The organism is Verrucomicrobiia bacterium, assembly GCA_035629175.1.
Taxonomy (GTDB): Bacteria; Verrucomicrobiota; Verrucomicrobiia; order Limisphaerales; family DASXHY01; genus DASXHY01.
In genome coordinates this window covers 192,502-208,754 of record DASPIL010000103.1, presented here as the reverse complement: position 1 = coordinate 208,754, position 16,253 = coordinate 192,502, and the positions used below count along the sequence as shown (strand labels likewise).

The window sequence follows — 16,253 nt, the reverse complement described above, 5'->3', positions numbered from 1 at the left end:
AAACGATTAATCTCGATTTCAGCATCCTGCTTCTCGGGTTCATAATAGAGACGTTCGCCCATCCCCCAATTGTGAATCATGTTTCGCGCGATTCGCCGTGACATATCCAGATCGCCGGCTGCCCCGTTTGTCGTCGAACCGAAAAATGTTTTTTCGGCTGCGCGCCCCCCCATCAGCACCAGCAGTTCTTCGAGCAGGAAATGCTTGCTCTGCAAATTCTGGTCCTCATCCGGCAGCAACGTCGTGACTCCGAGCGCCTGTCCGCGGGGCACAATGCTCACCTTGTAAAGCGGTGGCAGAAGGGATGTGTTGAGGTGAATGATGGTGTGCCCGGCCTCGTGATAAGCGACCATCTCGCGCTCGCTCTGTTTCAACACCATCGACTTCCGTTCCTTGCCGAATCGAACCTTGTCGCGCGCCGATTCCAATTCCGCCAGAGTGATGGTCGCGGCATTCTGCTGCGCACAAAGAATCGCAGCTTCGTTGATGAGGTTCGCAAGGTCGGCTCCCGACATTCCGGGCGTCGTCTGGGCAATCAAATCCAGCGCCTGTTCGTCGTTGATGGGCTTGCCGCTGGCATGCGTCTTCAGGATGGCCCGGCGGCCTTTCATGTCCGGATACGGCACGAACACCTTGCGATCGAACCGCCCGGGCCGCGTCAGCGCATCATCAAGGTCCTCGGCGCGGTTGGTCGCAGCCACGACAACAATGCCCTGGCTGCTCTGGAATCCGTCCATCGACGCCAATAATGCGTTGATCGTTTGCTGATGCTCGCCGTTCGTATCGAACTTCCGGTTCTTTCCGACACAATCGATTTCATCGATGAAAATAATCGCGGGCTTGCACTTGGCCGCCTGGCGGAACAACTGCCGCACGCGCTTGGCGCCCACACCCACGAACACCTCGTTGAAATCGCTGCCGTGCGCGCTGAAAAAACTCGCGTTAGCCTCACACGCGATGGCCTTGGCAAGCATCGTTTTGCCTGTTCCGGGAGGCCCAATGAGGAGGACGCCCTTCGGCAGGTTGCCACCGAGCTTTTCGTATTTTTTCGGGTTGCGAAGAAAGTCGACCACCTCCTGCACCTCGGCCTTCGCCTCTTCGATCCCTGCAACGTCCTTGAAAAAAATGTTGGGGCGATCCTTCACCTGCGAGCTCTTCGCTTTGCCGATTCCCGTCTGGTAAACAATCAACGTGATGACGAGCCCGCCAATAATCACGGTCGAAAGGATATTGATCCACTGGACGCGGCCCTGTCCGGGAATATCGATGGTGATGGCGCTCTGCGCGAACAACGCCTTGGCTTCCGCCTCATCCAGATGCGTCGTGGCGTAGAACTTCTCGGTCTTGCCGTCCACCGTCGCGGTACCCTCCACACGGTAAATGCCGTCGAAGGGCGATGGCACAGCGCGCCCCTTGGTGATCTGGCCCCGCTCGACAAAACCGGCGAGTTCGGCTCGCGTTATTTCGCGGGCGGGCTTGTGAAAGGCAGCGTAGGTTAGGAGGCCCAGGCCGAGCAGGACGAGGACGATTCCCGAGAGGAATTTGACATTTCTTGGAAGCTTCATGGGACTTGGTTGGTTGCGACTGTGTTCATGCCGTTGGCGCTCGTGAAACCGTCTTGCGACTGAGCCAGAGCCACAGCGACGCTGCTGTTTGCAGAAGCCGGCAGCGCGCCGCGATCTTTCAGGCGGGATGCCAACATTTGCGCTCCCGCAAGCAGGGCGAGAGTGAGCAGAACACTCAGCGTTTTCATCGCTTCACCTTCGCCCTTGGCCCTCGATTGGGAATTCGGCGAGAGGCCGATTCCTGTGTCAGTGTTTGGCCTACACGGACAAACGGTGATTGCAAAATGCGCTGCAATCCCGCTAATAGGGGCTGCCATGTCCACGGTTGCTGACAAGCTCCGCACTGCACGCGAAGCGCAAAATCTGACGATCCATCAGGTTGCTGAAATTACGAAGATGCGGACGGACCACATCAGGGCTCTTGAAGAGGGCAACTTCGATGTGTTCTCCGCGCCGGTTTATATCCGTGGCTTCGTTCGCACGTATTCCACGCTCCTGAAACTGGATGTTCCGCAAACAATGGCTGCTCTGGACGTGGAACTCGGAAAAACGGAGAAGCATAGCGAGCCGCCACCGCTGACCGAGCAAAAGAAAGGCTCGCTCGATTTCGTGATGCTCCAGCTCTCGCGCATTGATCCCCGAAAAGGCGCGATCGCAGCAGGCGTGTTGCTGGTCATCATAGTCGTGGTGCTGATCCTTTCCTCCACACAGCGCCGGCGCCAGAGTCAGCCGACGCAGGGATCCTCTCCCGCCCTTTACCAGCCGAGGCAGCCCGGCGGCGGAGAAACCCTTCCCGTCCCCGCGCCACCCGCACGCCGCTGACGTCAACTGCGATTCCCAGACGCCTGGCAACCGGCCCAAACCACGAGCACGACCACGTTGACGTAAATCGCCGCCAACGCGTCATCGGTCGTCACGCCCAGACCGCCTGGGAGATTCTGGCTCTGCCGGACAGGCCACGGTTTCCAAACGTCGAAAATCCGGAAGAGGCCAAAAACACCCGCCGTCCAATACCACGCATGGCGCGAAAAAAAAGTTGCGGCCTCTGGCATCGAGCCGGAGCGGACAAACAGAATGAGAACCCAGCCCAGAAAACAGAGCGGCAGCGCTGCGATTTCATCGAAGACGATCGATCCTGGATCCGTCTCCTTGAGAGCCTGCTCGCCGGCGCCGCAAAGCCAGATTGAGAGCACGAGGCCGGCAGCGGTTCCCGCCAGGAAAACCCAGAGATTTCCAGGGAGAAGGAGCAGCCAGAACCAGAGCAGCCCCAGAACCGAGCCGAACGTGCCAGGCGCAACGGGAATGCGTCCAATTCCAAAACCCTGCGCGATCCACAGCTGGATATTCATGTCAACGGGCCGCCCGCCATCGAATCACAAGAACGGCAAGCACAGCTCCAACGAGAATCGATTCCCACATCTCCATATCACATGTCGTTGAGATACAACTCGCGGTTCTTCCAAAGATAAAGCCATCCCGATACGAACGTCAGCACCACCGCGATCCACTTCGCCGCTTCGGCAAACCACCAGACCCAAGGAAGCCCGTTCATCAATGTCCAGCCAAACACCAGTGCCCCCGGGCGCCCCCAATCCGGATAGGCCATCAGCACGAACACTGCAATGATGGCAACAATTTGCGAGATGGTTTTGTGCTTCCCGTAACCTTCGGCGGCCAGGACAACATTCTTGGATGCCGCAAGCAGTCTTAATCCTGTGATCGCCAATTCCCTGGCCACCACAATCACCACCATCCAGGCAGGCATCCATTTCAAACCGACAAATGCGATGAACGCGGAACACACCATGATCTTGTCAGCGAGCGGATCCATCAGGATGCCGAAGTTCGTGATCAGGTTATGTTTGCGCGCGAGCTGCCCGTCCAGGAAGTCGCTGATGCCCGCTGCGCAAAACAGGATCAGCGCGATGGTTTCATGAAAGCGAATCCCCGAGAAGATGACCACGAGGAATGCGACGGTCAGCAAAAACCGCGAGGCAGTCAGCTTGTTGGGCAGGTTCATTTCGTATTACTGGCTTCCAACCGCACTCAGCGGAAGCATTGCGCTGCGGGCGATAATCAGCAGAAGAGGGCCGTTGTGCCAGCCGATTCTATGCAGGCTCCGCAATGAGGTCGTAATCCGTATGGCCAATGATTCTTGCCTGCGCGAAATCCCCAACCCGCAGTTTGCCCCGAATGTAAATGCGGCCGTCGATGTCAGGAGCGTCCGCCTCGCCGCGAGCAACAAGGTAGCGTCCACGCAGACCTGTCGATGGCGCAGACCGGATGAGACCATGCTCCCAGGATTGGATCCTTGCTCCTGCGAGATCCTTCGCACTGGCTTCGCCCTCGACCAGCACGCGCACAGTGCGGCCCACAAACGATTCCGATACTTCTGACGCGATCGCGTGCTGCACTGCCATTGCGGCATCCCGCCGTTTTTGCTTGTTCCGATCAGAAATCTGGCCCGCCATGCTGCCGGCCCGCGTGCCTTCCTCCTGCGAATAGGCGAAAATTCCAAGCCGCTCGAACCGCGTCCGCCGCATGAAGTCCAGAAGAGTCTCGAAGCATTCCGCTGTTTCCCCGGGAAAACCCACGATGAAAGTCGTCCGCAAAGCGATGCCGGGGATCCCATTGCGAATTCGCACCAGGAGGTCTTCGATATATTTCTGCGACGTCTCACGACGCATCCGTTCGAGCATGTTGTCGTGAATGTGCTGCAGCGGAATATCCACGTAACGCGCCACCTTCGGGCATTCAGCGATTGTGCGAATCAGCTCATCCGTCCAATGCGCAGGATGCGTGTACAGCAGGCGAATCCAGAAATCCCCGGGCAGCGCATTCAATTCCCGGATGAGCGTGCAGATTGTGGTCGAGTCGGCCGCGAGGGCTTTCGACGCTTGCGTGAACTTTTCGGGCGACGAAATCGCGCGCGTGTGGTTCGCCCGCAGGTCGAGACCATAATACGTTGAATCCTGGGATATCAGGTTGATTTCCTTCACACCGTCCGCGAGCAAGGCCTTCACCTCGGCAACGATGTCCGCCTGCCGCCGGCTCCGGTGGGATCCACGCATGCGCGGGATGATGCAGAAGCTGCACGGATGATTGCAGCCCTCGGCAATCTTCACATACGCGAAGTGCCGCGGCGTCAAACGAAACCGTGGCGTTCCAAAATCCGGGATGAACGTGGGCCGCGGCGTCACTTCGAGGAGCGGTCCCGCTGCTCCCGCTGGCTGCACCCCGAGCAACGTGCGGGTTTGGCCGAAGCGATCCGTCCCTCGCAGGGACTGCGTTTCAGCGTGCGCGTCCGCGGGAGCCTGAACATCCAACGCTGCGAGGGTTTTCCGCACCTTCGCATGTCTCCCCCGAACGCCGGTGCCGAGTTCCGCTGCCGCACCGACACGTTGCTGGCGGCGTCGCAGCGCGCTTTTCACGATATCTGTCACTTGGGCCACCTGATCGATTCCCATAAAGGCGTCCACCTCGGGGAATAATTTAGGCAGATCATTTCGAAACCGTTGCGGCAGGCAGCCGGAAACAATCAACCCCTGCCCGCGATTTTTTGCTTCCCGCAATTCCGCCGATTCCAGGATGGTATCGACGCTCTCCTCCTGCGCCGAGTCGATGAACGAACACGTATTCACGATCACGACGTCAGCCGAGGCAGCGTCATTGGTGATTTCGACGCCGTCTTTCATCAACGAGCCGAGCATAATTTCAGCGTCCACCAGGTTTTTGGCGCAACCGAGGGAAATAAGGCCGACGCGCACGGGGCGTTCTGCGGAATGGTCTTTCATCAAAGCCGCCAACCTTACGTCAGGCACACGTAAAGTTCAAAGTTCAAAGTTCTTCAACCTTACAGTTCTGTAATCCCCCCGTAAGACCGCGGACATCCGCTCGCGGTCTATTCCTTCAGAGACACCAATAAACAAACAAGCATTTAAGAGACATGAAACGACTTCACTACGCACTCAGCACAAGGCTGGCGATCGGCTTCCTGGCAGGCGGATTAGCCATCGCGGGAACCGCGTTTGCATCCAAGAAAATCGCCCAGCAAACCGGCGCCCGCAAAGAGATCAACCTGCCAATCGACCCAACCGCCATCTCGCGGGAAACCCTGCCATCCGGCAGCTACGCCCCTGTGGTCGAAAAAGTCGCTCCCGCCGTCGTCAAGCTGACGACAACCACAAAACCGCGGCGAACCTCCGGGGCGGTTCCCGGCAATCTCGACGATCCATTCTGGCAACGCTTCTTTGGTGAACAGTTTGGCCGCAGCCTTCCGCATGGACCGATGGGGCCCCAGCTCCGTCACGGGCTCGGCTCAGGCGTGATCGTGACGGACGACGGATATATCCTGACGAACAACCACGTCGTGGACGGAGCCGATGAGGTCAAAGTTTCTCTCAACGACGGTCGCGAATTCACCGCCAAGGTGATCGGACGCGATCCAAAATCTGATCTTGCGGTGATCAAGATCGACGCAACCAAGCTGCCGACAGTCACGTTGTCTGACAGCGACAACGTCCAGATTGGCGACGTCGCGCTGGCAATTGGCAATCCGTTCGGCGTTGGCCAGACCGTGACCTCGGGAATCGTCAGCGCCACCCGCCGGGGCGGCATGGGCATTGAGGCCTACGAGGACTTCATTCAGACGGATGCCGCGATCAACCCTGGCAATTCCGGGGGCGCACTCGTCGACATCAAAGGTCGGTTGATTGGCATCAACACCGCCATCGTGAGCCGCACGGGAGGCAATCATGGAATCGGCTTTGCCATTCCTTCGAACCTCGCGAAAAGCGTGATGGAAAGTTTGATTCAGGACGGCCGCGTGACACGTGGATACCTCGGGGTCACGATCCAGAACATCACACCCGAATTGGCTGAAGCTTTCGATCTCAACGGCACCAAGGGAGCCCTCGTTGGCGGCGTTCTTCCGGACAGCCCTGCCGCCACAGCGGGCCTGCAGAATGGTGACGTCGTGGTGGAGTTCAACGGCAAAACCGTAACCGACAGCCGGCGACTGCAGTTGGAAGTGGCACAAACGAAGCCCGGCGCAACCGTGCCGCTCGAAGTCATCCGCAACGGAGAACGCAAGAAGTTGGAAGTCACCGTCAACGCACTGCCAGGCGAAGGCCGCATGGCACGCGCGGACTCACCTCAAAGCGGCGCCGGCACACTCGACGGAGTCGCTGTGACGGACCTCGACAATCGGGCACGGACTGAGTTCAACGTGCCGAACGATGTGAAGGGCGCACTCGTTACCCAGGTCGAACCAGGATCGGCCGCAGCCCAAGCGGGCTTGAAAGCGGGCGACGTCCTCATCGAGATCAATCGCAAGCCCGTCGCAAACGCTGACGATGCGATCCGGCTCACCGCGAAAACAGAAGGCGAACGGACGCTGCTGCGCGTCTGGCAAAACGGCGGGAGTCGCTATGTTGTCGTCGACGAACGCGATAGCTGACGGTCTCTCAACCCGCCGTCCATTTGCGGGCGGCGGGTTTTTCAATTCAGGGATTTCGACTTGCTCCAGCACTGCAGCTACAGTGCCTCGACAGTTATGCGAATACTGGTCATTGAAGACGATGAAAAGATCGCGTCATTTGTGGTCAAGGGACTTCAGCAAAGCGGCTTTGCGGTGGATCGTTCCGCCGATGGCGAGCATGGGCTGAACCTGGCGATGGCCGTCCCTTATGACGCCGCGGTTGTGGACATCATGCTGCCCCGGCTGGATGGCCTTCGTCTCATTGAGCTGTTGCGGACGCGCGGCCGGCAGCTGCCCATACTGGTCCTCAGCGCCCGCGCAACAGTGGATGATCGCGTGCGCGGTCTTCAGGCAGGCGGGGATGACTACCTGACCAAACCGTTTGCGTTTTCGGAGTTGCTCGCGCGCGTTCATGCGCTCATTCGCCGCGCGACCCAATCGGCCGAGCCGACACGCCTCAACGCCGGAAGTCTCAGCATGGACCTGCTCACCCGCGAAGTGCGTCGCGGAACGGAAACGATCGAGCTGCAACCCCGCGAGTTTGCACTGCTCGAATACCTGATGCGCAACCCAAACCGGGTGGTGACCAAAACAATGATCCTGGAACACATCTTCGATTACAGCTTCGACCCCCAAACAAACATCGTGGACGTGCTGATCCATCGTGTGCGCGGCAAGGTCGATCCCGAAAAGACGATGATTCAAACCATACGAGGCGTCGGCTATGTCTTCCGGCCCGTTTGAAACCTTGCGGCGAAATGTTGGGGTGCGCCTGGGACTCTGGTATGCGCTCGCCTTTGGCTGCAGCAGCGTGGTGCTGCTTGCTGTCGCCTACTATCTCCTTGGAATAGCCATCAGCAGCAAGGACCGCGAGCTTGTCCAGGCGCGGCTGCGGGAATATGCAACCACTTACGCGGCTGGCGGTCTTTCCGCACTCCGCCAGTCGATCCGCACGGAACCCGCAACTGAAAAAACATTCTACGTGCGGGTGGTCGGCACATGGAACGATGTGGTGTTGGCCAATGTGCCCGACGACTGGATCACCTTCCGCGGGGTGGCTGTCGTACGAGGGCAGCGACGTCCAGTCGGCGTGGTGCGCATTCCGAAAGATGCAGAGCGCGACTTTGTCATCGCCACTGCGGTTCTTCCTGATAACGCCGTGTTGCAGGTGGGCCGCAGCACTGACAGCCGCGAAGCACTCCTCAATCCTGTCCGCCGCTATTTCGTCGTCGCGGGGCTCGTGACGATCGCGTTTGGATTTGGCTTCGGCGCGTTCTTTGCCCATCGCGCTCTGCTCCCCGTGCGCCAGATCGTCAACACCGCGCGCGCGATCATCCAGACACGCCAGCTTGACGCCCGCGTTCCCCAGCGCCCGTCCGACGACGAACTGGATGAGCTGGTCAGGCTTTTCAATACATTGCTTGACCAGAACCAGGCTTTGATCCGCGCGATGCGTGAATCGCTCGACAATGTCGCCCACGATCTTCGCACGCCATTAAGCCGGTTGCGCGGAACGGCGGAGCTCGCGCTGCAATCAAACATTGAAAGCGACGCGCGTGAGGCCCTGGCTGATTGCGTGGAGGAATCCGAGCGCGTGTTGAAGATGTTGAACACGCTGATGGATATCACAGAGGCAGAGGCGGGCACGTTGCGCCTGCAGCGGGAACGCACCGATCTTCGACAGCTGATATCTGACGTTGTCGAGATGTATGAGTACGTGGCGGATGAACGAAAAGTTGCCGTTAACGTGGCGATTCCGGCGCCATGCCACGCAAACGTCGATCAAATCAGAATCCGCCAGGTATTCGCCAACCTGCTCGATAATGCGATCAAGTATACACCCGCGGGCGGTCGCGTGACGATCACGGCCCAAAACGAACAGGATGCCGCGATCGTGCAGTTCCGCGACCCCGGGATAGGGATCGCGGCAGCCGAGCAGCCTAAAATCTGGGCGCGACTTTATCGCAGCGACAAGAGCCGCTCGGAACGAGGATTGGGTCTCGGATTGAGTCTGGTGAAGGCGATTGTCGAAGCCCACGGCGGGCAAATCACTGTATCCAGTTCAGAGAATAGCGGTTCGGCATTTACCGTTCGCCTGCCTGCCGGGCCGGCCGCGTAGTTCGCGCCGTATCTGGTTATTGGCGCGTCGATGGGGTCGGAGTTGTCCCTGAATTCCCAGATGCGGCTGCTGGCGCTCCACTCCCCTGTGCTGAACCTTGCAGCTGCGACATTCCATAGGCGAGAGGATGATTCCACCAGCCGGTCAGCGCATCGCGCGCTCCCGTGAAGCCGTTCGCAACGACGTTTCCATTTGCGTCGATGGCAACCGAGTAGACCGCCACGTCGTCACCCGCCAGCGACCGATTCAGTTCCGCAAGCGCTCTGTATCGCTGGAACGCGCCTTCCTGCGCTGTCACCCGATTCCGCCATTCGGAAAGCGCTTGTGAGTGGCGCGCTTCGGCTTCTGTCGCGGCGTTTTCATCGTATTGATACCGGGAACGAATGGGGTCAGGCAGATTGCGGAATTTCACTTTCGCCCAGCCCAGTCCGCCCGCGTCGGGCTTGAACTGAACCAGCACGCCATCGGCATCCTGGCGTGTGATGGTTGCCTGACGGTACGTTTTTCCATCTGTCGTTTGAATAGTTTCACCCGTGGCGGCAGCGGTCGGCGCAGTGGCTTGAGGGCGGCTCGCTGCTGGAGAGTTTGCCCTGCCTTGGGCGCTCACGCTGGCTGTGGCCAGGCACATCAAGGATGTCCAAATTCGGTAATGCTGTGTTTTCTTCATGGGGTTTGCCTCAATCATTTGAAGCCTCGACGGTGGTCGATAGAGCTTACGACGCAGTTTAAATTCCCAGCCACGGGGTAATCACAGCAAGCCCCGGGTAGGTAGGGAACCGGGGTTATCCGTCTTCGTCGAGTGCGCGGTCCAGATGCCGCGCTGCGCTGATGAGTCCCAGGTGCGTAAATGCCTGCGGAAAATTTCCGAGTTGCTCCCCTTTCAGGCCGATCTCCTCGGCAAACAGTCCGACGTGATTCGCGTAGCCCAGGACCTTTTCGAAATAGAGCCGCGCCTGCTTGAGTTCACCCGAGGCCGCAAGCGCTTCCACGTTCCAGAACGAGCAGGCGGAGAAGGTTCCCTCGCCACCCGGCAAGCCATCAGAAGCGCCGCGGAGAACATTGTATCTGTAAACGAGAGCGTCATCGGTCAGTTGCTCGTTGATTACCCTCAAAGTGGATCGCCATCGCGGGTCGTTCGGCGCAATGATCTTCACAATGGGCATCAGAAGCGCCGAGGCGTCCACCGCGTCCGAGCCTTCAAATTGCACAAACGCTTCAAGCCCGGGATCCCAGAACCGCTCGTAAATATTGGTGTAAATTTCGTCACGCGTGCGGGTCCAGTGATCCCACTTCGCCGGAAACGAACGCTTCGCAGCGAGCCTCAGTCCGCGATCAATGGCAACCCAGCACATCACCCTCGAATAGAGAAACGGATACGTGCCGCCACGCACCTCCCAGATTCCATAATCAGGCTCGCGCCAATGATCGCAAACCCAATCGATGAGCCGCGTCAGGTGTGCCCAGAAGTCGTATGAGATCGGCTCGATCTGGTTGTACAGAAAAACGGCGTCAAGCAGCTCCCCGTAAATGTCCAGTTGCAGTTGGCGAGCGGCACCGTTTCCCACACGAACCGGCCGTGAATCGAGATATCCGCGCCAATGATCCAGATGAGTTTCCGGAAGATCGTGCCCGCCATCGATTCGATACATGATTTGGAGCGGATTGCCGGGCTCCAACTCCCGGCAACGCTGTTCAATCCAGCGCATGTAAGCGGTTGCCTCGCTCGTGTAACCAAGGTGCATCAACACGTAAATGGTGAACGATGCGTCCCGAATCCACGTGTACCGATAGTCCCAGTTCCTGCTTCCGCCCACCTCTTCAGGCAATCCAAACGTCGGCGCGGCCACCAGCGACCCGCACGGCTCGTAAGTCAGCAGTTTCAAAGTGAGGGCCGAACGATTCACCATTTCCCGCCATCGACCGCGATAATGTGAATGCGCCACCCACGCCTGCCAGAAATTCAAAGTGTCCTTGAACGACTGGGATACATAGCCCGGAGAAGCTGAAGGCCGATCTGCGCCATCTGCTCCTTCTAGAACAAACGCGGCTGTCTCGCCCGCTTTCAGACGGAATTCCGCGGTCACCGTTCCATCCTCGACGCGCAACTCGACAGCAGTCCGGAGCCGCAGCGCAGTGCGATCCGCACCCTCGCTGATGAGCACCACGCCATCCTTGTGCCGCTCAATGCGATGACCGGCCCGCCCATAGTCAAAGCGTGGCACCAGTTCCATGCGGAACGCGATGTCTCCACGCACTGCCTTTGCGCGCCGCACCAGGTCGTGCGTCTGGTCGCGGTCGTTCAACGGCATGAAATCAGAAACCTCAGCAACGCCGGCATCACCCAGAAATCGCGTGATCAAAACGGCCGAATCCGGAATGTACGATTGCACGCAGCGCATCTTCTCGTTGACTGGCGAAATTTTGAAATATCCGCCGTTCTCCCCATCGAGCAGCGCGCCGAACACCGTCGGCGAATCAAACCGCGGAAAGCACATGAAATCGATGGTGCCGTCCATCGCAACAAGGGCCACCGTGTGCAGGTCGCCAATGATTCCATGGTTCTCGATCGGGATGGAGCAGTGCATAATGGTCTTTCGCGCCGGGTGAATCTGCGGGACTGCGGCTCCACGATTCTCGCGCCCCAGGCAGGAATGTCGATGAGGTCTGTTCTCCATGCGCATTCTCAGGCGCTGCCGGGGAATGTTCTGAATTGATATTCGGGCGAACTGTGGTTTTGTAGGCCAGAAAGGAAAACCATGAAACTTGCGACAACACTTTGCGTTTGTGCCGGCGCGGCACTTCTCACGCTCTTTGGAAGCGGCTGCTCCACCGTGCCGTTGACCGGGCGAAGCCAGCTGAACCTTGTATCCGCCTCGCAGGAAATGCAGCTCGGGCTGAGCAGCTTCGATCAACTAAAACAGGAAACACCCGTCAGCCGGGACGCTGCCATCAATGCCCTTGTGCAGCGCGTCGGCAAACGCATCGCCGACGTTGCCGGCAAGGACATGCCCGACGCGCAGTGGGAATTTGTCGTGTTCGACAGCAAGGAGGCTAACGCGTTCTGCCTGCCTGGCGGCAAGGTAGGGGTTTACACGGGCATTCTTCCGATTACCAAAGACGAGGCGGGGCTGGCCACGGTCATCGGCCACGAGGTCGCCCACGCTGTTGCGCGCCACGGCGCGGAGCGGATGAGCGAAGCAATGGTCATGCAGACGGGCGGCCAGCTGCTTGGGGCCGGCATGTCGATGGCCGATCCGCGCTGGCAGCAGATCACGATGCTTGCCTATGGTGCAGGCGCAAAGGTGGGACGCGAATTGCCGCACAGCCGCGCGCAGGAATCTGAAGCCGATCACATCGGCCTTATGTACATGGCCCGGGCGGGATATGATCCGAAGGAATCCATCCATTTCTGGCAGCGCTTTTCCGAATTCAACAAACAACAGGGCGGCGGCGGCGATTCCTTTCTCGGCCGTTTCCTTTCAACGCATCCGGTCGACGAAGTGCGCATCGAACAGCTGCGCAAGTTGATGCCCAAGGCGGAGGCGGAATTTCGGAAGAGCGCGATTCGGTGACGCAGCGTCAATTGCGCCGGGCACAATGGATACGCTCCTGGATTCAGGTGGTCACATTCAACGGGCGCTGGCTGGACTTGCAGCACAACACTGTGATTGTTAGTTTGCAGGCCGTTTCTCGCGCACTTGTTCTGCAATGCAGCGGAATGAAACCAACAATTGATCATCGCGAACCACTGCTGGTTTGCCGGTGAACGGCGGCTTGATTGCGCGGCGCTGGAGCGGATTCAAAGTGATTTACAACCTGTTTAGCCAACCCTACATCCTGATTGGGATGCACCGATCGGGAACTTCAATGCTCTCGGAACTGCTGCATGATTCCGGAATCTTCATGGGCACTGACGTCTATAAAAACAAGGAGTCGTTCTTTTTTCAGGAGCTCAACATCCGGCTGCTCAACGAGAACGGATTCAGCTGGGACAAACCAGGGGTTCCCACACGCGGGCGTCTCAAAGTTTCCGATTACGGCGTGATGCGGCGTTACATCAAGGCCCACTACCATCCCATCCGGCTCATGCAGTTGCTCGGCGGGCGCCCGTGGGGCTGGAAGGATCCGCGCACGACGTTCACCCTTGCGCAATGGCTCGCCATTTTTCCCAAGGCAAAGGTGATCCACATCTATCGCAACGGAATCGACGTGGCGCTCAGCCTGTATCATCGAAACAAAAAGATCGGCAAGGGCGGCCGCTGCTACTCGGAATTTCTGGAGCGAAAGACGGCAGGACTTGATCTCTGGGAAAAATACGTCGCGCAGGCGTTCTCGTTTGTGCCGAGCCTCGCTGGTCAGATGCTGACGTTGCACTACGAAAAACTTGTGGGTTGCGACGCGGAACAGGTTGCGAGCCTGGAGGCGTTCACCGGGCTGCCGCTGCGCGAAAAGATCGCGGCGAAGGCCGATCCCACCCGCGTCTCACGATTCAAGTCGGGCGAGCACGAGGATCTCGTTGACTATGCGCGTCAAAATGCCTGGATGCAGAAACTGGGGTATTGCTGACCGCCCGCGATGCAGGACCTCTTTTCATCGCCTGGCATTCCTCCGCAGTTGGTCCAACGTCCGTATCCTGCCGCAGAAAGGATCCCCCACGCTCTGCGTCGATGGTTTGCGCGGACCATGCGCCCTGAAAAATTTGCCAGCGTCCAGGCCCAGCGCCTGCCCGGCAGCGATGACTATTCGTGCCGCCCGTTTGATGAGCATCGATGCATCTTCGTGCACGTGCCCAAATGCGCGGGGATATCGATCAGCAAAAGCCTGTTCGGCAACCTTGCAGGCGCGCATCAGTCGCTGCGGAAGTATCAGATCATGTTTTCGCCCGCTGAGTTCGCCAGCTACTTCAAGTTCACGTTCGTTCGAAATCCATGGGACCGCCTTGTCTCCGCGTATTTTTTCCTGAAGAACGGCGGCATCACTGCCTCCGACAAGGCATGGTCGCAACGGCATCTGCAACAGCATGACACGTTTGATTCCTTCGTCAGGAATGGAATTACGCGCAGGGAGATTCTGAAGTTCCCGCATTTCCGTCCGCAGACCAGTTTCATCTGTCTCAGGCCGGGGTTGCCCGGCGTCGACTTCATTGGATTCTTCGAGAACCTCGCCGCCGATTTTGAGATCGTTCGAAGCCGGCTTCAGTTACAGGCCAGCCTGCAAAACCTCAATCGCACGGCGTCCCGCGACAAGAATTTCGCGGATTGCTATTCCAATGAAACACGAGCCATCGTCGCGCGCGTGTACCAGGATGATCTCGCCGTGCTCGGATACACGTTCGACAACTCCACGCTTCCAGCCATGCTGGCCAGGCGGGACGCGGGCAAACGCCGATGAGTTCCCCGTTCAATCAATTACCCAATAGCAAATCGAACACGCCGAGTTTGTCGGTGGTGGTGAACACCTACAACCAGCCCGAATATCTCCGACGCGTCCTGCGCGCCCTGGATCGACAGTTTGCCGCCGGCGACGAACTCTTGCTTGCGGACGATGGTTCGGGTGCGGAAACGCGCGACGTTTTCGAGGGTTGGAAGCAGCCCGGCCCGATGCGCGCCGTCCACGTCTGGCAGGAGCACGGAGGATTTCGCCGCTCCCGCATTTTGAACTCGGCGATTGTGCAGGCGAAGAATGATTACCTGATATTCCTGGATGGAGACTCTGTTCCCCATCCGAAGTTTCTGCGGGATCACCGATCGCTCGCCCGCCGCGGGTTTTACGTGCAGGCGCACCGGGCATTTGTCAGCGAGAAGGCCTCCCGCTATTTCGGCCTCGGCAACTTCCCGGCCGATCGCATGCGCGCCTGGATTTCAGGCCAGCTGCAGGGCTGGAAGCACGTGTTTCGCTGGCCCTTCCCATTCTCCAAACGCCGGGCTGATCTTCGAGGCGTGCGCGGCTGCAATCTTGCAATCTGGCGCGAGGACCTGATTCGGGTGAACGGCTACAACGAGGAATTTGTCGGCTGGGGCCGGGAAGATTCCGAACTCGCGCTGCGGCTGATGAATTCCGGAGTCCACTGGCTGGACGTTCGCGGGCGTGCTGTCTGTTATCATTTATGGCATCCGCCCGCCGATCGATCAGGGCTCGATCAAAACATACGCATGCTGGATGAAGCGATAGCTTCGCAGCGCACCCGCTGCCGGATGGGATTGGATCAGCACATGACCAACCCCGCCTGAGCGGCTGCAGCACGGGTGACCAGTTCGCCTTTGTGCGCATGTTGCGGCGTAAGGCGTTCTTCGAAATAACGCGGGTTTGCGTGGATTTCAGCAAACACCTGTTCACTCCAGATTTTATTCTCCGCGCCAAGCTTGCGTCGTTTGATGCGTCGTTGGCGCGAGGGAAACACACCGAGGAGGCGGTCGAAGATGTTCAGTTTTGCGTGGACCATGTCGAACCGCGTAACCGCTTCGCGAAAGCCCGCGCCGTGGTGATAAACCAGGCCCGCGTAAATCCCAAACAACACGGGATGATGCGTGGCATCGTGACTTCGAAGGAGCGGCAGCCAGTCGACGTTGCGACCGCGCAGGATCTTCAGCAGGTTTCCGCCGACATCAGTTTCCATCCTGCCAGTGGCGGTCTGCCATTGGTAACCGGCCTTCCAGTCGCCCTGGATTTCCCGCCAGAACCGCGCAGTCGTTGCACAGAAGCAGGGGTGCGGTTGCAGATCTCCATTGTTCTCAAGCCGCTGAACCGCGACGAGCTTGTGCTTCGGCAATTGGGCTCGCAACAACGGCTCGATCGGCGCAATCGGAAAAGCGTCACCATCAATAAATATCAGAATGTCATCGTCCTCCGCCGCAAAACACATCATGTCGCCAAGCAGGTTGAGCTTGATGGCGTGCGGGGTGACGGCTTCCTGGCAGCAGTAATGGAATCCGTCCGTGCGCGCGTTGGGAATGTCGTTCAGCCAGGCGTAGATGCGATGAGGCCCCTCAATGTTTTTACGCAAAAACTCCTGCTGGGTTGAAATCCAGCGGTCGCTTTTGAAATGAACGGTGGCGATATGAATCATGCTTGAAACTCGGCCTTTGGATTC

At 58.6% G+C, this 16,253-nt stretch carries 16 protein-coding genes; 8 read left to right on the top strand and 8 right to left on the bottom strand.

All coding sequences use genetic code 11. The annotated features are described in order from the left end of the window. Both VEH04_19240 and VEH04_19235 read right to left on the bottom strand, forming a co-directional pair. A partial coding sequence (locus VEH04_19240) for an AAA family ATPase (GenBank protein HYG24909.1) occupies positions 1–1,565 on the bottom strand: 1,565 nt, incomplete at its 3' end. Further along, on the bottom strand, positions 1,562–1,753 hold the full coding sequence (locus VEH04_19235; GenBank protein ID HYG24908.1) for a hypothetical protein: 192 nt from the start codon (positions 1,751–1,753) through the stop codon (positions 1,562–1,564). The genes VEH04_19240 and VEH04_19235, both read right to left, overlap by 4 nt. 127 nt (positions 1,754–1,880) lie before the next feature. Between VEH04_19235 and VEH04_19230 the strand changes: the two genes are divergently transcribed. Further along, complete coding sequence (locus VEH04_19230; GenBank protein HYG24907.1) at positions 1,881–2,387, top strand: helix-turn-helix transcriptional regulator; 507 nt, start codon at positions 1,881–1,883, stop codon at positions 2,385–2,387. A 2-nt stretch (positions 2,388–2,389) separates the two neighbouring features. On the opposite strand, the gene VEH04_19225 is transcribed toward VEH04_19230, so the two are convergent. The 3 genes from VEH04_19225 to rimO all read right to left on the bottom strand — a co-directional run bounded on the left by VEH04_19225 (position 2,390) and on the right by rimO (position 5,359). Further along, positions 2,390–2,914 carry a phosphatidylglycerophosphatase A gene (locus VEH04_19225; protein HYG24906.1) on the bottom strand — a complete coding sequence of 175 codons (525 nt, stop codon included), beginning with the start codon at positions 2,912–2,914 and terminating at the stop codon, positions 2,390–2,392. Positions 2,915–2,991: 77 nt separating this feature from the next. Beyond that, entirely contained in the window at positions 2,992–3,585 is a 594-nt protein-coding gene (gene pgsA, locus VEH04_19220; protein HYG24905.1) for a CDP-diacylglycerol--glycerol-3-phosphate 3-phosphatidyltransferase, read from the bottom strand. Between the two features lie 88 nt (positions 3,586–3,673). Beyond that, positions 3,674–5,359, bottom strand: a complete 1,686-nt coding sequence (gene rimO / locus VEH04_19215) for a 30S ribosomal protein S12 methylthiotransferase RimO (GenBank protein ID HYG24904.1) — start codon at positions 5,357–5,359, stop codon at positions 3,674–3,676. Positions 5,360–5,511: 152 nt separating this feature from the next. Here rimO and VEH04_19210 point away from each other — a divergent pair, with 152 nt between their 5' ends. From VEH04_19210 to VEH04_19200, 3 genes are all read left to right on the top strand, one after another. Beyond that, on the top strand, positions 5,512–7,023 hold the full coding sequence (locus tag VEH04_19210) for a DegQ family serine endoprotease (protein HYG24903.1): 1,512 nt from the start codon (positions 5,512–5,514) through the stop codon (positions 7,021–7,023). 96 nt (positions 7,024–7,119) lie between these two features. Continuing rightward, positions 7,120–7,788: a response regulator transcription factor gene (locus VEH04_19205; GenBank protein ID HYG24902.1), complete on the top strand. Its 669-nt coding sequence runs from the start codon at positions 7,120–7,122 to the stop codon at positions 7,786–7,788. Further along, positions 7,769–9,163 (top strand): HAMP domain-containing sensor histidine kinase, encoded by a 1,395-nt coding sequence (locus VEH04_19200; GenBank protein HYG24901.1) that lies wholly within the window; start codon positions 7,769–7,771, stop codon positions 9,161–9,163. The genes VEH04_19205 and VEH04_19200 overlap by 20 nt, the downstream gene beginning before the upstream one ends. A gap of 16 nt (positions 9,164–9,179) precedes the next feature. Here the strand turns inward: VEH04_19200 and VEH04_19195 are convergent, their stop codons facing one another. Together VEH04_19195 and VEH04_19190 are read right to left on the bottom strand one after the other, a co-directional pair. Then, the gene (locus tag VEH04_19195; GenBank protein HYG24900.1) at positions 9,180–9,830 is read right to left on the bottom strand and encodes a hypothetical protein; all 651 of its coding nucleotides are present in this window, start codon (positions 9,828–9,830) and stop codon (positions 9,180–9,182) included. 115 nt (positions 9,831–9,945) lie between these two features. Then, positions 9,946–11,748: a glycoside hydrolase family 15 protein gene (locus tag VEH04_19190; protein HYG24899.1), complete on the bottom strand. Its 1,803-nt coding sequence runs from the start codon at positions 11,746–11,748 to the stop codon at positions 9,946–9,948. Between the two features lie 171 nt (positions 11,749–11,919). On the opposite strand from VEH04_19190, the gene VEH04_19185 reads away from it, so the two are divergent. The 4 genes from VEH04_19185 to VEH04_19170 all read left to right on the top strand — a co-directional run bounded on the left by VEH04_19185 (position 11,920) and on the right by VEH04_19170 (position 15,393). Further along, positions 11,920–12,735, top strand: coding sequence for a M48 family metallopeptidase (locus tag VEH04_19185; GenBank protein HYG24898.1), 816 nt, complete (start codon positions 11,920–11,922; stop codon positions 12,733–12,735). Between the two features lie 190 nt (positions 12,736–12,925). Beyond that, positions 12,926–13,729, top strand: coding sequence for a sulfotransferase (locus tag VEH04_19180; protein ID HYG24897.1), 804 nt, complete (start codon positions 12,926–12,928; stop codon positions 13,727–13,729). A 117-nt stretch (positions 13,730–13,846) separates the two neighbouring features. Further along, a complete protein-coding gene (locus VEH04_19175) occupies positions 13,847–14,554 on the top strand; it encodes a sulfotransferase family 2 domain-containing protein (protein HYG24896.1) in 708 nt (235 codons plus the stop codon). Beyond that, positions 14,551–15,393: a glycosyltransferase gene (locus VEH04_19170; GenBank protein HYG24895.1), complete on the top strand. Its 843-nt coding sequence runs from the start codon at positions 14,551–14,553 to the stop codon at positions 15,391–15,393. Before VEH04_19175 ends, VEH04_19170 begins: the two co-directional genes overlap by 4 nt. Here VEH04_19170 and VEH04_19165 read toward each other — a convergent pair. After that, positions 15,369–16,229: a hypothetical protein gene (locus VEH04_19165; GenBank protein HYG24894.1), complete on the bottom strand. Its 861-nt coding sequence runs from the start codon at positions 16,227–16,229 to the stop codon at positions 15,369–15,371. The two genes, VEH04_19170 and VEH04_19165, sit on opposite strands and share 25 nt — an antisense overlap. Positions 16,230–16,253: the final 24 nt, after the last annotated feature.